At 27.3% G+C, this 18511-nt stretch carries 13 protein-coding genes, 2 pseudogenes and 1 CRISPR repeat array; of the genes and pseudogenes, 3 read left to right on the forward strand and 12 right to left on the reverse strand.

Features of this window, described 5'->3' with window-relative positions:
* The first annotated feature begins 57 nt into the window (after positions 1-57).
* Positions 58-500: pseudogene (locus CNEONATNEC86_RS15915) on the forward strand (GNAT family N-acetyltransferase).
* A gap of 111 nt (positions 501-611) precedes the next feature.
* Here the strand turns inward: CNEONATNEC86_RS15915 and CNEONATNEC86_RS15920 are convergent.
* The 9 genes from CNEONATNEC86_RS15920 to CNEONATNEC86_RS15960 all read right to left on the reverse strand — a co-directional run bounded on the left by CNEONATNEC86_RS15920 (position 612) and on the right by CNEONATNEC86_RS15960 (position 10903).
* Complete coding sequence (locus tag CNEONATNEC86_RS15920; RefSeq protein WP_125148472.1) at positions 612-1391, reverse strand: HD domain-containing protein; 780 nt, start codon at positions 1389-1391, stop codon at positions 612-614.
* Positions 1392-1494: 103 nt separating this feature from the next.
* A CRISPR array of direct repeats spans positions 1495-1846; the repeat unit is 30 nt; unit sequence ATTTAAATACATCTCATGTTAATCTTAATC.
* A gap of 227 nt (positions 1847-2073) precedes the next feature.
* The gene (locus CNEONATNEC86_RS15925; RefSeq protein WP_125148473.1) at positions 2074-2553 is read right to left on the reverse strand and encodes a cell wall-binding protein; all 480 of its coding nucleotides are present in this window, start codon (positions 2551-2553) and stop codon (positions 2074-2076) included.
* Positions 2554-2725: 172 nt separating this feature from the next.
* Positions 2726-3526, reverse strand: a complete 801-nt coding sequence (locus CNEONATNEC86_RS15930; protein ID WP_125148474.1) for a RelA/SpoT domain-containing protein — start codon at positions 3524-3526, stop codon at positions 2726-2728.
* 176 nt (positions 3527-3702) lie between these two features.
* The gene (locus CNEONATNEC86_RS15935; protein ID WP_058296160.1) at positions 3703-4242 is read right to left on the reverse strand and encodes a GNAT family N-acetyltransferase; all 540 of its coding nucleotides are present in this window, start codon (positions 4240-4242) and stop codon (positions 3703-3705) included.
* 205 nt (positions 4243-4447) lie between these two features.
* Positions 4448-5767: an APC family permease gene (locus CNEONATNEC86_RS15940; RefSeq protein ID WP_125148475.1), complete on the reverse strand. Its 1320-nt coding sequence runs from the start codon at positions 5765-5767 to the stop codon at positions 4448-4450.
* Between the two features lie 81 nt (positions 5768-5848).
* Positions 5849-6103 carry a hypothetical protein gene (locus tag CNEONATNEC86_RS15945; protein ID WP_125148476.1) on the reverse strand — a complete coding sequence of 85 codons (255 nt, stop codon included), beginning with the start codon at positions 6101-6103 and terminating at the stop codon, positions 5849-5851.
* Positions 6104-6122: 19 nt separating this feature from the next.
* Complete coding sequence (locus tag CNEONATNEC86_RS15950) at positions 6123-6869, reverse strand: 2-thiouracil desulfurase family protein (protein WP_058296163.1); 747 nt, start codon at positions 6867-6869, stop codon at positions 6123-6125.
* 167 nt (positions 6870-7036) lie between these two features.
* Complete coding sequence (locus tag CNEONATNEC86_RS15955; protein ID WP_058296164.1) at positions 7037-8314, reverse strand: DUF4026 domain-containing protein; 1278 nt, start codon at positions 8312-8314, stop codon at positions 7037-7039.
* A 228-nt stretch (positions 8315-8542) separates the two neighbouring features.
* Entirely contained in the window at positions 8543-10903 is a 2361-nt protein-coding gene (locus tag CNEONATNEC86_RS15960) for an endonuclease MutS2 (protein WP_058296165.1), read from the reverse strand.
* Positions 10904-11922: 1019 nt separating this feature from the next.
* On the opposite strand from CNEONATNEC86_RS15960, the gene CNEONATNEC86_RS15965 reads away from it, so the two are divergent.
* Both CNEONATNEC86_RS15965 and CNEONATNEC86_RS15970 read left to right on the forward strand, forming a co-directional pair.
* A complete protein-coding gene (locus CNEONATNEC86_RS15965; protein WP_058296166.1) occupies positions 11923-12513 on the forward strand; it encodes a maltose acetyltransferase domain-containing protein in 591 nt (196 codons plus the stop codon).
* Between the two features lie 328 nt (positions 12514-12841).
* Positions 12842-13432 (forward strand): DUF1062 domain-containing protein, encoded by a 591-nt coding sequence (locus CNEONATNEC86_RS15970; RefSeq protein ID WP_159136371.1) that lies wholly within the window; start codon positions 12842-12844, stop codon positions 13430-13432.
* Positions 13433-13555: 123 nt separating this feature from the next.
* Here CNEONATNEC86_RS15970 and CNEONATNEC86_RS15975 read toward each other — a convergent pair.
* The 3 genes and pseudogenes from CNEONATNEC86_RS15975 to zapA all read right to left on the reverse strand — a co-directional run.
* A pseudogene (locus CNEONATNEC86_RS15975) lies at positions 13556-13817 on the reverse strand (ABC transporter permease); the annotation flags it as partial.
* A 3-nt stretch (positions 13818-13820) separates the two neighbouring features.
* Positions 13821-16169 (reverse strand): U32 family peptidase, encoded by a 2349-nt coding sequence (locus CNEONATNEC86_RS15980; RefSeq protein ID WP_159136372.1) that lies wholly within the window; start codon positions 16167-16169, stop codon positions 13821-13823.
* Between the two features lie 183 nt (positions 16170-16352).
* On the reverse strand, positions 16353-18356 hold the full coding sequence (gene zapA / locus CNEONATNEC86_RS15985) for a cell division protein ZapA (protein ID WP_159116684.1): 2004 nt from the start codon (positions 18354-18356) through the stop codon (positions 16353-16355).
* Positions 18357-18511 lie beyond the last annotated feature (155 nt).

An 18511-nucleotide genomic window follows, 5' to 3' on the forward strand; every position in this document is an offset into this window, starting at 1 on the left:
TTACTGCACAAGTCTAGTATATTATTATACTAGTCATCTAAGGAGGTTATAATAGGTGTGATTAATGTAGAAATTTTAGATAATATCAGTAAAGATGATATTAATGATATATTAGAGGTATGGGAATCATCAGTAAGAGCACTCATGATTTTTTAAATGAAGATGACATACTATCACTAAAGCCTTATGTTAAAGAAGGCACATATTATGTTAGCAAACTCGCATGTGTAAGAAACGAAAAAGGTACTATACAAGCATTTATGGGGGTGCATGATAGTAAGATAGAAATGTTATTTGTAAGTGATAATTGTAGAGGTAAAGGTATTGGTAAAAAACTTATAGAGTATGCAATAGATGTCTTAAACATAAAATTTGTAGATGTAAATGAACAAAATATCCAAGGTGTAGGATTTTATAAACACATGGGATTTGAAATATTTAAAAGATCAGATCTGGATGAGCAAGGAAATCCATTTCCTATACTTCATATGAAATTTTAAAAAATATGATCTATCCATTATAATTGATAATGCACTTTATAAAATAAAAAGCATAAACACAAAATTTCATACTTTGTGTTTATGCTTATTTTACATAATAAATTTAATTTTCTATTTATAACTTGCTCGCTCTTTTATATATAAATGTACAAATGTGCGTATTTCTTCAAACTGCTTATTTGTAATGTCATTATATGATTTAAAATTCATTAATTCTTCTAAATATCCATGTTCTACTGCAAGCTTAATACTTTCATCATATACAAGACCAAAGACAAGTGAAATATGTCCAACTATATTATCCACAGCACTCTTCTTTAATTTTCTAAGCACTGTATCTTTTCTTTTTAAATTATCTAATACTTCCTGTGTAACAACAGAATTATATATTTCTTTCCTTGTAACATTATAGATTTCTTCAATTGGAACAATAATATTTACTTTAAATATATCGATTTTATCTGCATCTCTTAAAATATTGCTAAATGTTGTTGTACGCTTTGAATAATATTCAGGTATCTTATACGAATTGTGACACTCAATAACATTTTTAATTAACTCATCTTCACTTGTATCTTCAATGAATTCTCTTATTTTACCCTCTTCAAATAAAATCTCTACCCCAAGCCTAGCATGATCAATTGACTTAGAATCATTAAATGTTCCATATCTTCTTACCTGTTCAAATCTTCCTATATCATGTAACAGTCCAGTAAACCATGCAATATCAATTTCTTCATTTGTCATCTCTAAGCTTGGTGCTATTTTTTCACATAGTTCACTTACACGATATGTATGATCTATTTTTAATTTTATTTTTTCATTGCTGGTATCATACTTCTCAACATAATCATTAAATACTTTTTTAGATTTAATTTTGTCTATATACATCTTGCAGACTCCTTTATTTTTATAAAAAATCCTTTTGTATTATAAAACCATTAGTTTTATATTTTTAATATTTTACATAATAATTAGAAAGCTATTTAATCATATTTAAATACATCTCATGTTAATCTTAATCTTGGAGAACAGCGTTAAATTTAACGCAAGATGAAGTATTTAAATACATCTCATGTTAATCTTAATCCCATCCAATTTGATGTAGCTCCTGCTAATATTTGATTTAAATACATCTCATGTTAATCTTAATCGTCTCCAGTCTTTATTAGGTATATTAACAAGTGTATTTAAATACATCTCATGTTAATCTTAATTATAGTGAGGATAGTGATAACTCTAGTGGTGGTATATTTAAATACATCTCATGTTAATCTTAATTGAGCCTATAGAGAAAGATGAACTTAAAGAATTAAATTTAAATACATCTCATGTTAATCTTAATTCTTAGAAAAATAGCCATTCTAAAAATAAAAGAATTCTTCTATCCAAGAAATAACGCTATTCTTCAAAAAATTTACCAAGTGTTTTCTATTTTTTCATTTTTATTATAATGAACTCAGATAAAGTCACTATTGTTGCAGTGTTTTACCTAATTATAAATTAAAATCGCTTGGTAAATACAATGTATACTTTAATAAAACATCAATGATTATTTCACAAGCTTTTATTTTTATGGGCAATGTTTTGCTTCACATGCTTTATATCCTGCTGCTTGTGCTTTTGATCTGCTCATAGCTGTTGAATTTTTCATTCCATGAGCATTTGCTGTATTATGATATATTCCTTTGCTAGATACATAAACTGTATCTGATGCATTCTTTACAACTCCACTTGAAACATCATTATTATCAATAGTTGAGGGTGTATTTACACTAGTATTTTGTATTTGAGCTGGAACACTTGTTGTCCATGCACCATTACTATTTAAATAATATCCTTCAATCCAGCAATCATGTGCCATATATCCATCTGAATAAAAATAATACCAGTTTCCATCAATGCTATGCCATCCTGTTAAATATATACTTCCGCTAGTATACCAATAACCTGTAGAATCAGATTTCCACTCTGCATTGGCTTGAACAGATGTTGATGCAAATAATGTTAATACCGTTATTAAGCTCGCAAGTAATTTAGTTGTTTTTCTCATAATTAATCCTCCCCTAAATTTCAGTTTCATTTTCAATTTTATATTTTTATACTTCTATACATATATTGTACATTAATGCATCTTATTGTCAATAAGTGCCATTTCCTTTATTATTTTTTAATTATTTACTAATTGCAAAAAATTATTATTTTATTATGTTATTTATAAAAAATTATCTTTCCAATTGCTTAAGTCTAGAAATTTCTTGCTTCTGCTCATCAATTATCTTCCTATAATTAACTTCCTTCTCATTCCAATCCTTACTTAATGCATTAATAAGAGATGCCATTTCATCAGCACTACCTATTATTCTATTAAATAGAAGTATATTAGACTTTAATATTTCAGGTATCTCATTATTTGAATATCTTAAAGTATGATCTATTTCACCATAACCTTCTTCAAATATGGTTCTTACCTGTATTTCTGCTATAACTTTTTCATTTGTTGGATAGAATTCTACAAGATAATGGACAGATCTATATCCTGAGGCTCTTGATTTCACTTGAATATTCAAATCTTCAAAATCCTTTATGTTATCTCCTTCTCTTACATTGGCAGTTATTTCAACAACATTCCATGTTTTCATTATAAATTCATGTATATCTCTCCATTGCTCTTTAAAAATATGTATTACCCTTATTCCTATTAAATCAGTTATTTCTTCTTTATAATTTTCTACTGTAAACTGAAAGTCCTTTCCATACTTATTCTGTCTGTCTTCTGTTTTTCTTATTATTTTTTCAATAAGCCTTTCTTCATCTTTTATTCTTGTTTTTACTGTATGTACTTTTTCCTGTGCTCTTAAAATATTTGCTATGAAGTTAGCTCTACTTTCATATGAAAATTTACACTCTAAATAATCTTCGTAGATTTCTATAAGATTTTTTTCTTCTATGTTTCTTTCATCTATTATGCTTTTTGCATGTGGATATTTTAATAAAAATTTCTCTATATCAAATTTTCTATTCATATATAATTTCTCCATATTCTCATAATAAGTTTTATAAATATTATAAATACCTATATTTTTATTATATACATTTTACTATATTTATAAATCCCACCTTAACAAAAAACAAGCACTGTTACTAAAAATTAATCTTTAACAGTGCTTGTTTTATCTTTCCTTTAATATATCCACAAAAATTAATTATCTTCAATACATTTATATACATGTTTATATACATTATTCCTAAATCTATTTAATTGTTTATTATCAGATTCCTTAGGATAGCTCATTATCTTAAGTGGTAATAATTCATTTCCTTTTTCTAGTGGAGGTTGTACATATTCATAATCATTTAATGAAAATCCAAGTCTTTTGTAGAATTCAATTCTTCTCTTAGAATAATTATCTTCAGGATATTCTACTTCTAAAAATACTGGCTTATTCTTGTACTTATTTAGATATTGCTTTAATATCTTGCTTCCAATTCCATTTCCTCTGTAAGAATTATCAACAGCAAAATGTTCAATAAAGTTGAAGTTTTCAAATTCCCATGAAGCTATAAATGCAATTACTCTATCATTTTCTTTATATCCAACTATATTATAAAAATCATTTTCTAAAAGTTTTTTCTGATTTTCTAACTTTCTTCTTTCAATTGGTGGAAATGCTTCACTCATTAATTCATAAAAACTATTAAAATCTTCATGATTTATATTTGTCAAATTATAACTATTCATCTTTTCCTCCTAAAATATTAAATTTAAATATACAATACTTTAAAAGTTTAGTATGCTAGTATATCTATATTTACAACATTATATATAATTTAAGAATGTATATTCTAAAATGCTAGAATGTACATTCTTAAACTTCATTATATCATATATTCGATTTATTTTCAGATCGTCATATTCTGTAGTATTCTACCCTTATAGATAAATCCTACACATGTGTATTTTTATGATGATTATAAACATAAAATGGTATTCCTATTAACATTAGAATAAATCCCCACATTACAGTTTCAGCACCTGATCCATAGATAGTCCATAATGTATATGTAAATGCTAATAGTGCTAAGCTAGATTTCTTTAAAAATATTTTTAAATTAAATTCCTCTTCACCTTTAAACATAAGCATTATTTCTGCACCTATTGATAATAAATAAACTGGTAAAAATGATAGTGTTGCAAGCAGAGTTATAAATGTAAATGTTGATACCATGCTTTTTTGAAAATTCATTATAAGTAATATATTAACCAAAACTGAACCTATAACTAATGAATTTACAGGTGTTTGATATTTAGGATGAATCTTGCCAAAAAACTTTGGAAAAACTCCATCAATTCCAGCTGCATAAGAAACCCTTGCTGTTGATAAAATCCATCCTATAGTTGTTCCTAAAATACATACTGCAACTGCAATTGTAAGTATTTTCCCCACTCCACTTCCAAGTGCTATTGTTAATATATCTGTAAGTGGTGCTGAACTTAATGATAATTCTGAATTTGACATGGCGCCCATACTTCCAAGACTTATTAGGATATAAATAACAGATGCTATTATCATTCCATATATTGTACTCTTTTTAACATTTCTTTCTGGATCTTTCATCTCTCCTGCAGTCACTGTTGCACTTTCTAATCCGACAAATGCCCAAAGTGTTGATGTAGCAGCTATAGAAATAGTAGATAATCCTTTATCTGCTGGTACAAGTGGCATTAAGTTTGACACATCAAAATTAACAAACGCTACTATTATAAATATTGCAAAAAATCCTATCTTGAATACTGTTGCAAAACTTTGAAGTTTTCCAGCTTTTTTCACACCAAAAATGTTTATTAATGTTATCGCCCAAAGAACACCACTTGTAAATAGTATTGATACGATTGGATTATTTAAAGCTGGTATAATTGATGACATGTAGCTTGCAAGTGCTACAACTATTGCTGCATTACCTATCCATGATCCATTCCAATAAAGCCATGCACTTAAAAATCCAGTAAACTCTCCAAATGCAGTTTTAGTATATTGATATGCACCACCTGTGCTTGGATATTTTGATCCTAAATTAGCAAATGATATTGCTATAAGTATTGATCCTGCTGTTGTTAATATCCATGCAATAAGTGTTGGAAGTGGCCCTGATACTTGTGCTAAGGTTGATGGCAGCATAAATACACCAGATCCTATCATGTTACCACATACAAGCATAGTAGCCATAAACAAGCTTATCTCTTTTTTTAAATTTCTATTTTCCATTTTTTCTCCTTAGTAACTTATATCTTTTATCTTTAGTATTAATATATAAAAATATTAAATTATTTAATAACCTTAATTATTCTAAACTTCTTTTTTATCATAATATTCTAATATATCGTCAGCATTTTCAAACTCTAAGCCACCAGCACTATAACAATCAATCAGTGCAGTTTCCAGTTCATTTATTGGTATTTCTTCAAAAGTAGTGCATTTGAAATCTGCGTCAATATACGTTTGAAGAATAGCCTCTTTTAATTCTTCTTCAGAAACTCCCTCTTCCATAAAAACCTTTAAAAACAGCTCTCTTATTCTATCATCTCTATTTAATTCACTCATTTTTCTCCTCCCTTGTTTTTTATTCATCATCATCTGTGTCTTCAAGCATTTTCTTTACATCTTCAACGTCAATTCCTGTTGCCTCAGATATCTCTTCTAAATTATCAAATCCCATTAAATCTTTAGCAAGAGAGACCATAAGCCTTTTTACATTTTTTTCAACTGACGATGGCAATTCTCCTGATTCTGAAAGACCCTCTGTTAAATCATAATATTCTTCCTCAACATATTCTTCTTCCTCTTCAATTTGTTTAAAAAGCTTTCTTTTTTTAGCCTTTTCTCTATCAAATTTATCTAAATATACAAGTTTGTCATGATTATCTTCAATATCTTCATCTGAAAATACTGTCATGCCCTCTTTTTCTAAAAGATAAGCAGTTATTCCTTTTCCTTTAATTTTATTTCCAGAAAATGTTCCATCATATACAAAATTACATCCACAAGAAGGACTTCCTTCTTTTAAGATTGCTTTATCAATACCAATTGTCTGCGCTATTTTTAATGTTTCGTATGCACCTTTTATAAATTGATTTGTACAATCTTCTCCAGTACTGCTTATAGCTTTTCCTTCTCTATTTCCTATAATTTTATCAGATGTTCCTTGAAGCTCTACTGGATTTCTAGGCGTTGGTAATCCTCCTAGTTGCTCTGGGCATACTAAAATTGCTCTTCCTTCTTTAAATAATTTTAAACATTTTTCATTTAAATTATTTTTTCCATTATATTTACAATCAACACCGCATAAACATGCACTTACTATATACATAAGATCACCTCGCCTTTCCATAATACATTTTAATCCATAATCTAATAATTATTAATAACTTTATATATTAATAATATAAATAATTACAATATATTATTATATAAGATTAAATAAAAAATAGCCACCCTTTTAGATGGCTATAATTTTTTTAATTTATTTAATAACTTCTACACTTCTTCTAATAAGTAAACACTATCTGGTGCTATTTCCCCATTTGGAGTATACAATATCCAATCTGTTAAATTATTCAAATCAATTTCCATTTCTGTTTCTGCATGTAAATCTTTTATGTAGTATGGTTCTTGAGTCAAAATTGCTTGTGCCTTTAAACCATCTATTTCTTTAATATGAAACCAAATGTGTTCTCTAAAAGTATCATCGTCATTTTTATATTCTTCATCTACTTCAAGTCCGATTTTCACAAGACCTTCAATTTGTTCATTCTTTATGGCCTCAATAAAATATTCTATTCTCTCCATAGCTAGTACACTCATTCTTAAAGTCTCTTCATTTGTGTACATCATAAGCATATTATCTGAAATATATTCATTTACCTCTGATACATGTCTATATTTTTTATTCTTAAAATCTTCTTCACTTAAATACAAATAAACTATACCTGTATTTTCATTATGACCTTCTTTTCTATCATTAAATCCACCAACCATATCTCTTTTATACATTTTTAATGCTTCATTATAATCTATCCAAGTTGCTACTATATCATCACCATTATTCATACGTCCAATCCAAAATGCATCTTCTTCATCAATAAATGTATTATCAGATATAATCCTTTTTCCTAGAGTTTGCAATATATAAAAATGATTTTTGTAATTTTCAGTGTCTGAATTTACTACCTCAACTTCAATTGCCCCACATCTATTTAGTCCATGTGTATGAAGCCATACATCATTATTTTTTCCACTTACAGCTTGAACAGTATAAATATAATCTGGTGATGGTGGGACAGATGCTTCAACTGCAAGTTTTACCCATATACTTGATAATACTCTTTCAACACAAAAATCTATAACACCAGCCATATTGGGTACTATTGTATATAATATTTTTAATTGTAAATGATATGATTTAAGAATATCCTCTCCAAAAGTCATTGCAACAGTTAATCCTGAGTCTGATTGTGTGATAATATTGTAATTTTCTTCACTTAAATGATGGTTTATTGTATACATTGGACCAAGTTCATATGTTTCTGGAATTATTTCTACTTTATATGCTTCTTCTTCATATTCTATAATAGCTTCTATGTTTTGTCTAAACTCTACATTTTGTACAACAAATAAACTGCTATTTTTCAATCTTTCTATTACTTCATTAGGATTTTTAATAATTTCTATATTTCTTGGTACTGCCATCATATATGATGTTGTTTTTTCAATTACTCCATTTCTCAATTCTCTCTTTTTCTTAAATCCAAACATTATTTCTACTCCTCTTTATAAGTTTTTATCCCTTATTATCTCACATATTGAAACTCTCACTATTTTTGTAAAAATTATACCATACAATCTATATGGCATAATATACTTCTTTTATAAATAAATATTAAAATCACTTTTTATTTATAATATTTCTATGTATAAATAATTAAATAAAGAGTATGAGTATTAATAAAATTATTATAATACTCATACTCTTTAATATTTAACTTAAGCTTTTAATTCAACCATAGTAACACCATCTCCACCTTCACCGTAAACACCAAGTCTATATGATTTTACATGTGGATGTCTCTTAAGCATATCATTTATAGCCTTTCTAAGTATGCCTGTTCCTTTACCATGAACTATGGTTACTTCTCCAAGATTTGCTCTATAAGCATCATCTAAATATTTATCTGCCTTATAACATGCTTCTTCAGCATCTAAACCTCTTAAGTCAACTCTTGATTCAACTTTTGCTAAATTTAATTTTACTTCTCTTTTTCTTCTAACTTTTTCAACTTTAGTTTCTTTTGTCTTTCTCAAGTCTTTAGCTTTAACATTAATTTTCATAATACCAGCCTCGACCTGCACTTCACCTTTATTATCAGGCATAGAAACTACAATTACCTTTTGATTAAGTGATGGAAGGAACGCTTCCATTCCCGGAGTTATTTTATCTATTGGCTCCCCTTCATTTTCTTTCATATGGCCAATATGTTTTTCTTTAGCTTCAAGGCTTTCTTTAAGTTTCTTACGCTCTTCTTCAAGTCTTGCTCTTCCGCCACCTGAGATTCCAAGCTTTTCAAGTTCTCTCATGGCTTTTAATATCTCATCGGCTTCATCTTTAGCATTTGATATTATTTCTTTGGCTTCACGTCTTGCATCCATATATGCCTTATCTCGTGTTTCTTCCAATCTTTCAAGCTTTTCTTCATATTTCTTTTTAAGCTCTTCTGCTTCTTTTCTAATAAGCTGTGCATCACGTGCTTCTTTCTTTGCAATAATGCTTTTTTCTTGAAGCTCTCTTATAAGCCCTTCAAACTGAAGATTTTCTTCTGACATGTATTCCTTAGCTTTACTTATTATATCATCATTAAGACCTAATCTCCTTGAAATCTCAAAGGCATTAGATTTACCTGGAACACCTATAAGAAGCCTATATGTTGGTCTTAAAGTTTTTATATCAAATTCAACTGATGCATTTTCAACACCTTCTGTTCTTAATGCATAAGCTTTCAAATCACTATAGTGAGTAGTTGCAATAATTTTGCTTCCTCTGCTTCTTAATGTCTCAATTATTGACATTGCTAATGCTGAACCTTCACTTGGATCTGTTCCTGAACCAATTTCATCAAATATAACAAGTGAATCTTTATCCGCCTTTTCCATAACACGTATTATATTTGTCATATGAGATGAGAAAGTAGAAAGACTTTGTTCTATGCTTTGTTCATCCCCAATTTCAGCAAATACTTCTTTGAAAAATGCAACCTCAGAGTTATCCTTTGCAGGTATTAAAAGTCCACTTAGTGCCATTACATGTAAAAGCCCTACTGTTTTTATTGTAACAGTCTTACCACCAGTATTAGGACCTGTTATCATAAGTACTTGAAATTCATCACCTAAATGAACATCAGAAGGAACTACTTTGTCAGCTTCAATAAGAGGATGTCTTGCAGCCAATATATTAAATATACCATCTTCTCTTATTACTGGTTTTATTGCATTAAGCTGTGATGCATATCTTCCTTTTGCAAATATAAAATCAAATTCAATGAGTGTATCTATATTACTTTTGCAAACTGATGCATTTTCTTTAACCTTTAATGAAAGTTCTGAAAGTATTCTTTCTATTTCAGCTTTTTCTTTTAATTTAAGCTCTCTTATTTCATTATTTAAATTTACAAGGCTCATAGGCTCAATATAAAGCGTTGCACCTGTTGAACTCTGGTCATGTACAAGTCCAGGCACTGCGCCCTTATACTCAGCTTTTACAGGGAGAACGTATCTGTCTCCTCTCATTGTATATAAGGTATCTTGTAAATACTTTGAGTTACTTTTCATTATAGAATTTACTTTTTCTCTGACAGATGAGTTCTTCTCTTTAATACTTCTTCTTATTCCATATAATGTTTGGCTAGCTTTATCACTTATTTCTTCTTCAGAAACAATACATCTTTCAATATCACTTTCTAAATTTTTAACTGGCTCTAGAATATAAGCTAAATCTTCAAGTCTTGGAAATGCTCTTTCTTCTTCTTCTCTCTTAAAAAATTCTTTCATAAGCCTTGCACTTCTAAGCATATTCCCAATTTTAAGAAGAGATTCTGGAAGAAGAGTTCCTCCTTTTTTAGCTCTTTCTATTGCTTCATTTATATCATAAAGGCCTTCAAGAGGTGGATTTCCCTTTGTTATTAATACCTCTAATGCCTCATTAGTTTCCTCTAATTTATTGTTAATTTCATATAAGGTTTCATAAGGTACAAGGCTATCAACCTTTTCTTTTCCACCTGATGTACGTGTATATTTCTTTATTAATTCTTTTACTTTATCAAATTCTAAAACTTTTAGACTTCTCTCATTCATAAAAAACCTCATCATACTCGTTAAAATATTTATCATTTTTAATAATATACTAATTTCAAAAAATTGCAATAATTTAATCATTTGGTCAATGTCTAATTCTTATTTCAGAAATAAGTTTGTTATTATATTAACTTCTTAATTTAATACAATAACAATCAAAAATACATTCTATATATATTATAAATAACTAGAAAAAATAATAGCTGATTATGATTTTTCCTTTTCATAATCAGCCATTATAATATCTTATTATTAAATTTTTTAATAATTGTTACACACCTCTTTTTACTATTCACGCTCTACTTCACATCACCTCTTAACCTAATAAGTCAAAGCTTAATTTCATTTATAAACTGAATCTTAACCATCTCCTTTATAAATTTATTTCTAAAATTTCTTTTCAACCTTAATGCAAATGCTTTTTCACTTAAACTTTATAGATCACTCAAATATCTCTTTCAAACTCTATAATCGTTGCATCAATTATGGTAATTCATGCTTTATTGTTTAAGCTTAAATAAACATTGGTTTCACCTCCTTACTATGTTCTAAATCTTAATTTCAACTAACCTTTGCATTGGAATCATCTCCTTATATTTTATCACCTAATCAAAATCATGTTCTTAAATAAATTTTGCTCTCACTCCTTACTACGTTTTAAATCTTAGTTTCAACTAACCTTTGCATTGGAATCATCTCCCTATATTTTGTCACCTAATCAAAATTATGTTCTTAAATAAATTTTGCTCTCACTCCTTACCATGTTTTAAATCTTAGTTTCAACTAACCTTTGCATTGGAATCATCTCCTAAATTAATTCTGAAAATTTTGAATATTGTTTTTATTGATTAAATTATATCTCTATCTTGTGGGAAAATATAGTCTATTTTTCAATTTTTATTTATGATATAATAAAAGAGTTGGGGTATATTTACTTTTATAAATTATGTTAACGTTTAATAAAATTTGCTGTATAATGTAATTAAAACTAATTACTATATTATACAGGAGATTATATTATGAATATTAGAGAAAAAATGAGAAAAGGAATGCTTTATACAGATATGTATGAGGGGTTACCAGATGAACGTTTAAGAGGAAAAGAACTTATATATGATTATAATAACACACGCCCTAGCGAGCAAAAGAAACGTGGTGAAATATTAAAAAAACTTTTTGGAAGTGTTGGAAAGGAGCCTTTTATTGAGACACCATTGCATGTTGCATATGGCAGTAATATACATATTGGTGACTACTTCTATGCTAATTTTAATTTAGTTATTGTTGATGATATAGAAGTCTATATAGGAAATAATGTTATGATAGCTCCAAATGTAACTATCTCTGTAACTGGACATCCTATACATCCTTCTCAAAGAAAAGACGGAGCACAATTTTCTATACCAGTTAAAATTGAAGATAATGTATGGATTGGTTCAGGTGTTATCATTCTTCCTGGAGTAACAATTGGAAAGAATTCTGTTGTTGGTGCTGGAAGTATAGTTACAAAAAGCATCCCTGAAAATGTAGTTGCAGTTGGCAATCCCTGCAGAGTTTTAAGAGAAATAACTGAAAAAGATAAAGAAACCTTTTCTGATATAGATAATTAATGGTTGTTTAAAAATTAGTACACTCCTTACTGAACATATCTTTATCATATATAAATTTAGTATTTAATTTTATTTTATATAACAAAAGAGTGTCTACTAATTGGACACTCTTTTGTTATATAAAAATATTATTCTTATTTCATAAATAACTTCGAGGTTTAATCTTTATTCATTAAATAATAAAATATCAATATATTATTTATGATTGGAGGATTTATTTATGAAACTACCTTTTATGAATGCATAGCAAAAGCTATTGCATTATCATAAATTTAATACAATAGCCTTTGCTTATCCTAAAAATTTAGATTTAATTTCGAGGAGCAAAATGAGCTATTTAAAAGAATATGAATGGGAGTTAATTCCCAAAACTCTGCCAACTATAAGAAGAATATGCCCTAAATGTGGCAAAAAAACAAACTATATAAACACAAAAAAATTCAGAGTAAATGCAAACAAAAGCAATCTCGATGTTTGGCTTATTTACCAATGCGATAAATGTAAGTCAACTTATAATATGACCATATACAAACGAATTAAGCCAATTGATATTTCTAGATATGAGTATGAGAAATTTCTTTCCAACGATGAAGATTTAGCAAAGGAATACAGCTTTAATCTCGATTTTTATAGTAAAAATAAAGCTGAAGCAATCTTTGATGACATAACATATTCTGTTGAAAAAAAAGAAATTGAAACAAATTATTGTGATTCAGACGAAATTATTATAAATATTATTTCCAAGTTTCCAACAAATCTTAGAGTTGATAAACTTCTCAGTGATAATTTAGATCTTACAAGAAGTACTGTAAAAAAACTATATGAAACTAACTATATTTATAGTAATGAAAATAATGATTTGTTAAAATTAAAAGTTAAAGACAATATGCAAATACGTATTAAAAATTTTGAAGCTTAATTAAAATACTATGCTTGTATAGTTATTAATTAAAAATGAGTTCTCCTAATTAGGAGAACTCATTTTATAAATTATAAAAATACTAGTTAATTTTTTTATTTACCACATGAGAAATTCTATATTTTATTCCCATCTAAAAAAACTAATATAAATAGTGATACAAATAACTTGCAATTACCGCCATTACTGTAATTGGAAATATAACATCATTAACTGGTAATCCTAAAGATGTAGCTTTTAACAACTTTATACCTTGGGTTAAAGGCAAAATATCAGCAGCTTTTTGTAATAATTTTGGCATTACTTCATAAGGGAGAGTTACACCCGAAAATATCAACATAGGAAAATATAATATACTTGCTATTATGCTTGCAGTTTTCATGTCATATTATTCTACTCCACGTTTATAATGTCCTTTAGTATAAACTCTATCTTCATTTTTCTTACCAAATTCAATTTGGTTTAACACCTCTCTAACTTCTTCATAAGATTCATCTTTAAAATCAACTCCAAAGTTATTTATTCCAAAGCTCTTTAATTCGGGAGCTTCTTCAATTAAATTAATAGGAAGTGAATTTAATATATGTGTTCTACATGTATTTTCACAAAGAACCCTAAATCTTTCATTCATTCTATCGATTAATGTAAAGTTATCTTTCATACATGGACCGCTACATGCTTTTTTTTCTGTCTTATTACCAAATGTACTTCCAATTGGACAATACTCACTTACCATAAGTTCTGTTTTTCCATATATGTTTACTCCAACATTAACATTTAAATCCTTCATTGTTTCTTTTAATTCTTTTCTGTTTAATTCAATACTTAAGAATGGAATATCAATATCTTCGCTATAAAATTCAGCACCTTCTTTATTATATATATTAAGTTTATAATCCCCTATAATAAATAGCTTATCTTTATACTTTCTTATTATTCCAGCGTTACATGTAATAATTCCCTCTATGTATGGAAAAAGTTCATCTATAACCTTAACAACACTATTAAAATCCTGCTTTATAATACTAGGTACTTTTATATAAATGTTTTTGTTCGTGATTGTAATTATATCATCCTTCCTTAAAGCATCTTTTTGTCTGCTGAAAGATAAGTTAACTGCTATATTTTCTACTTTTTCATCTTCTACTAATGCTTTTAGTTGATCTTTAGTAATACAGCTGAAGATATATCCTAAATCTTTATTATTTTTTCTTGAATTTACTGTATATTCTTTTTGAACTCTTTTTCTTCTATATTTTGTTGTGTTATCTTTTAATATTTGTTCAAATAATTCTCTTCTTAAGTTATTTAATGATGCAATTCTTATAAACCCATCATCAAATTCATCAAACATTATTTTATTAAACTTATAAGGTATTTCACCAGATTTTTTAAGTGATTCTTCTATTCTTTCACGCGTTAATGGTTTATTTTCTGCAATTTCAACTATATCACCATAAACCTTATATTCCTTGTTATTAAACTTTGTTTTTAAAATAAGAGGTGCATTTACTTTAAATTCGACCTCTCCATTTAACAAAATCTTTCTTAAATATGGTTTTGTATAATCTTTTAACTCGTCAAATAATTTCTTATCTGACATTTTAAATAATCTATATCCTTTTTTATAACCATTGTTTGGGAATAACTTAACTTTATCTCCTACATTTGCTTCCTTAACTTCTTTTCCATTAAGAAGAATTTTGCTTAAAGTAAATCCATCATCATTAAATCTTATTCCATCACCAAGTGCAACATCTTCTTCTAATATAACTTCACCTTTATCTAAAACCTTACCTATAAATACTCCAGTATTTTTAGCATATTCAAAACTCATCATATCTTTTCCTGTGTTTTTATATAAATATGCCTTTGCAAATCCCTGCCTGTTAAATAATTTTGCTAATTCTTTTTTACCGTTAGCCAAATTAAAATCAGTATGATTTAACACCTTATCTATAGCTTTTCTATAATTTCTAGTAACGCCAGCTACATATTCTGGCTTTTTCATACGTCCTTCAACCTTTAAAGATGATGTTCCGCTTTTGACAATTCCATCAATGTCTTCAATCAAACATGTATCTTTAGGACTTAAAAGATATCCCTTTCTTTCTCCTGATGTCTCACCTTGAAGTGTATACTGCATTCTACAGCTTTGAGCACACCTTCCTCTATTTCCACTTCTTCCACCAATCATTGAACTCATAAGACATTGACCAGAGTAACATACACATAATGCACCATGTACAAATATTTCTGTTTCAATTCCAAGATCCTTTGAAATATATTTAATTTCATCTAAAGAAAGCTCTCTTGATAATACTATTCTGTGAAGGCCTTTTTCATTAAAATATAACGCCCCTTCACCATTATGTATTGTCATCTGAGTTGATGCATGTAATTCAAGGTCTGGATAAATCTTTTTACATGAATTTATAAGCCCAGTATCTTGAATTATAAGTGCATCAACACCTATTTCATAAAGATATCCAACATATTTAATAGCTTCCTTTAATTCATTCTGCTTTAAAAGAGTATTCATTGTAACATATATTTTTACATTATAGCTATGAGCATAATCCACAGCTTTAACCATTTGTTCATTATCAAAATTTGAAGCATATGCTCTTGCAGAAAATTTGCTTCCACCTAAATAAATTGCATCTGCTCCATTATTTATTGCAGCAACTAAACTCTCCATGCTTCCTGCTGGAGCAAGTAATTCTATTTTTTCCATATTAAACTTCATTTCCTCCACAATATGCTTTTACAAACTTATTCTTAAGTTTATCATCCTTAATAATATACTAAATTCAAAAAAATGCAAATAACAATTATTATTTATTCAAATTCTATGTAGCATAATTTTTATAAAAGAAAAAAGTCGGCAGAATTTTTCTACCGGCTCTCTTCTTTTATATTATCTCTTTTTAGCTATTGGCCCTATTTGCTCTTTTTTAACTTTTGCAACTTCAATTTGTGCATCAATTACTTTTGCTTGAAGTTCAAAATATTTACTTTCATAATGCTTTGACTCTTCATGCATTTTTTGATTTTCCTTTGATATCTTTTCCATCTCAATTTCTATAGAATTGATTTTAGTTCTTTTTTCATCTAATTCTTCTTTAAGATTTTTTAATTGAGCTTCTTTTGTATCAATTGTATTTGATAGTCTTAAGAATATATCTTCTTTATCGCTCATTTCTTTTTCATATCTTGTTATTGCACGTTCTTTACTTGCAAGCTCCTCTTTTAACCTTCTAAAATCATATTCCTTAGTTTTTATTTCTTCTTCAATTTGAACTAAACTATTATTCTTTTCTTCAAGCTCAGTCTCTAATCGTAATATTTCATTATCTTTGGCTTTTACTTTATCATTTAATTCTTGAGTTATTTTTTCATTTTCTCTCAAAGAATCATTTAATTCTGTTTTTAAATTAGAATTACTATTTTTAGTAAGTTCTAATTCTTCTTGAAGAACTTCAATATCTCTATCACTTTTTTCTATTTCTTTTGATAACTCATCGTTTGTATCTCTCATATTATCAAGCTCAATATTTAAAGTATTCTTATCATCTTCTAATTTAGATATTTCTTCTTTTAATTCTTCAGTAATTAATAAAGTTTCTTCCAACTTATTATTTAATTCATTTTTCTCATTATTTAATTTTTGTATTAAACTTTCAAGTTCAATTTTCTCTTCATTGGCTTTATTTAATTTACCGTTTACTTCATTATTTATATTTTTTTCATTTTCTAATTGCTTCTTATAATCTAAAAGCTCATTATCGCACTCATTAAATAATTCATTTAGTTCATCTATTTTCTCATTTAAATCAGATATTTCAACCTTATTATTTTCTAATTTTTCTATTAGTTTTGCTGCCTTTTCTTTTTCTGATTTCAAATCATTATTTAAATTGCTTTCTGTAATTTTTAATTGATCAATTTCTTTAGATAATTTATTGTTTAATTCCTTTTCTGAATCAAGCATTTTTATTGTTTCAATTTTTTCATTTATTTCTGCTTTTATATTATTATTAGCTTGTGTAAGCTTATTTGAAGTTTCCGCATGTAATCCTTTAATATGATCTAAATTCTTGTTACATTCTTCGAAATCTTTAGATAATTTTTCTTTAGAAATAATTTCTTCTTCCAAAGTCACTTTCAATTTTTCTAAAGAATTTATAGCTTCTTCTTTTTCTGAAGTTAAATTTGTTAAACTATTAATTAAATTCTTTATTTTTTCATTAGCATTATTTAAATCATTAGTTAGCTTTTCTTCTTTTTCTTTATATCCATTTTTAATATTTTCTTCTGATTCTTTATATTTATCAAATTCTTCTTTTACACTACTAAGCTCATTATTTAATGATTGATTAATATAGCTATGATTAGACTTAAGTTTTTCTATTTCTTCTAATAAATCTGCATTTGTATTTAGCGCTTGTTCTTTTTCAACAGTTGCTTCTGATAATTTTTTATCTAAATCTTCTATTTGTTTCTTTGCTGCTTCTAAATCATTTTCTAATGCAGTATAGTAAGATTCTTCATTCTTATATCTTTCTTTTAATTCCTTTTCCTTATTGGAAAATTCAATTTCTATATCACTTTTTTCCTTTGAAAGTTGTTCAAAACTTTCTTTAAGTTTGTCTAATTTACTTTTTAATATTGAATTTTCTTCTGAAACATTTTTTTGATTTTTCTCAATGTTTTCTAATTCATACCCACATTCAAAAAGTTCATCTGTTATATTTACGGCTGCCAAAACTGTTGAATCAAGTAAACTTAATCCTGTTTTTTTATTTGCTATTTCTTTTATTTTATTATCTACAAAATTTGCAACTCCAAATAAATACTTTTCATCTTTATCCCCTTTTAGATTATAAGTCATCCCATTTATATCAACCGATATTTTATACATCAATAACACCTCGTAAAATTCTTTATCACTTTTAATTATAGGACATATTTCCTAATAAGACAATTGCGTAAAGCCTGTCTATAAGTAGATTTTTCATATAAATTTATATTTTGCTTAAAATAATTACATTTATTTCCTTTATATTATATCTCAGT

Origin of the sequence: Clostridium neonatale, from assembly GCF_900465025.1 — a bacterium.
In the GTDB taxonomy this organism is placed as follows: Bacteria; Bacillota; Clostridia; order Clostridiales; family Clostridiaceae; genus Clostridium; species Clostridium neonatale.

What these genes read in the sequence shown, in the direction of transcription:
- CNEONATNEC86_RS15920 (WP_125148472.1), bottom strand. Translation starts at nt 1,391, where the DNA reads ATGTATATAGACAAAATTAAATCTAAAAAAGTATTTAATGATTATGTT.
- CNEONATNEC86_RS15925 (WP_125148473.1), bottom strand. Translation starts at nt 2,553, where the DNA reads ATGAGAAAAACAACTAAATTACTTGCGAGCTTAATAACGGTATTAACA.
- CNEONATNEC86_RS15930 (WP_125148474.1), bottom strand. Translation starts at nt 3,526, where the DNA reads ATGAATAGAAAATTTGATATAGAGAAATTTTTATTAAAATATCCACAT.
- CNEONATNEC86_RS15935 (WP_058296160.1), bottom strand. Translation starts at nt 4,242, where the DNA reads ATGAATAGTTATAATTTGACAAATATAAATCATGAAGATTTTAATAGT.
- CNEONATNEC86_RS15940 (WP_125148475.1), bottom strand. Translation starts at nt 5,767, where the DNA reads ATGGAAAATAGAAATTTAAAAAAAGAGATAAGCTTGTTTATGGCTACT.
- CNEONATNEC86_RS15945 (WP_125148476.1), bottom strand. Translation starts at nt 6,103, where the DNA reads ATGAGTGAATTAAATAGAGATGATAGAATAAGAGAGCTGTTTTTAAAG.
- CNEONATNEC86_RS15950 (WP_058296163.1), bottom strand. Translation starts at nt 6,869, where the DNA reads ATGTATATAGTAAGTGCATGTTTATGCGGTGTTGATTGTAAATATAAT.
- CNEONATNEC86_RS15955 (WP_058296164.1), bottom strand. Translation starts at nt 8,314, where the DNA reads ATGTTTGGATTTAAGAAAAAGAGAGAATTGAGAAATGGAGTAATTGAA.
- CNEONATNEC86_RS15960 (WP_058296165.1), bottom strand. Translation starts at nt 10,903, where the DNA reads ATGAATGAGAGAAGTCTAAAAGTTTTAGAATTTGATAAAGTAAAAGAA.
- CNEONATNEC86_RS15965 (WP_058296166.1), top strand. Translation starts at nt 11,923, where the DNA reads ATGAATATTAGAGAAAAAATGAGAAAAGGAATGCTTTATACAGATATG.
- CNEONATNEC86_RS15970 (WP_159136371.1), top strand. Translation starts at nt 12,842, where the DNA reads ATGAGCTATTTAAAAGAATATGAATGGGAGTTAATTCCCAAAACTCTG.
- CNEONATNEC86_RS15980 (WP_159136372.1), bottom strand. Translation starts at nt 16,169, where the DNA reads ATGGAAAAAATAGAATTACTTGCTCCAGCAGGAAGCATGGAGAGTTTA.
- zapA (WP_159116684.1), bottom strand. Translation starts at nt 18,356, where the DNA reads ATGTATAAAATATCGGTTGATATAAATGGGATGACTTATAATCTAAAA.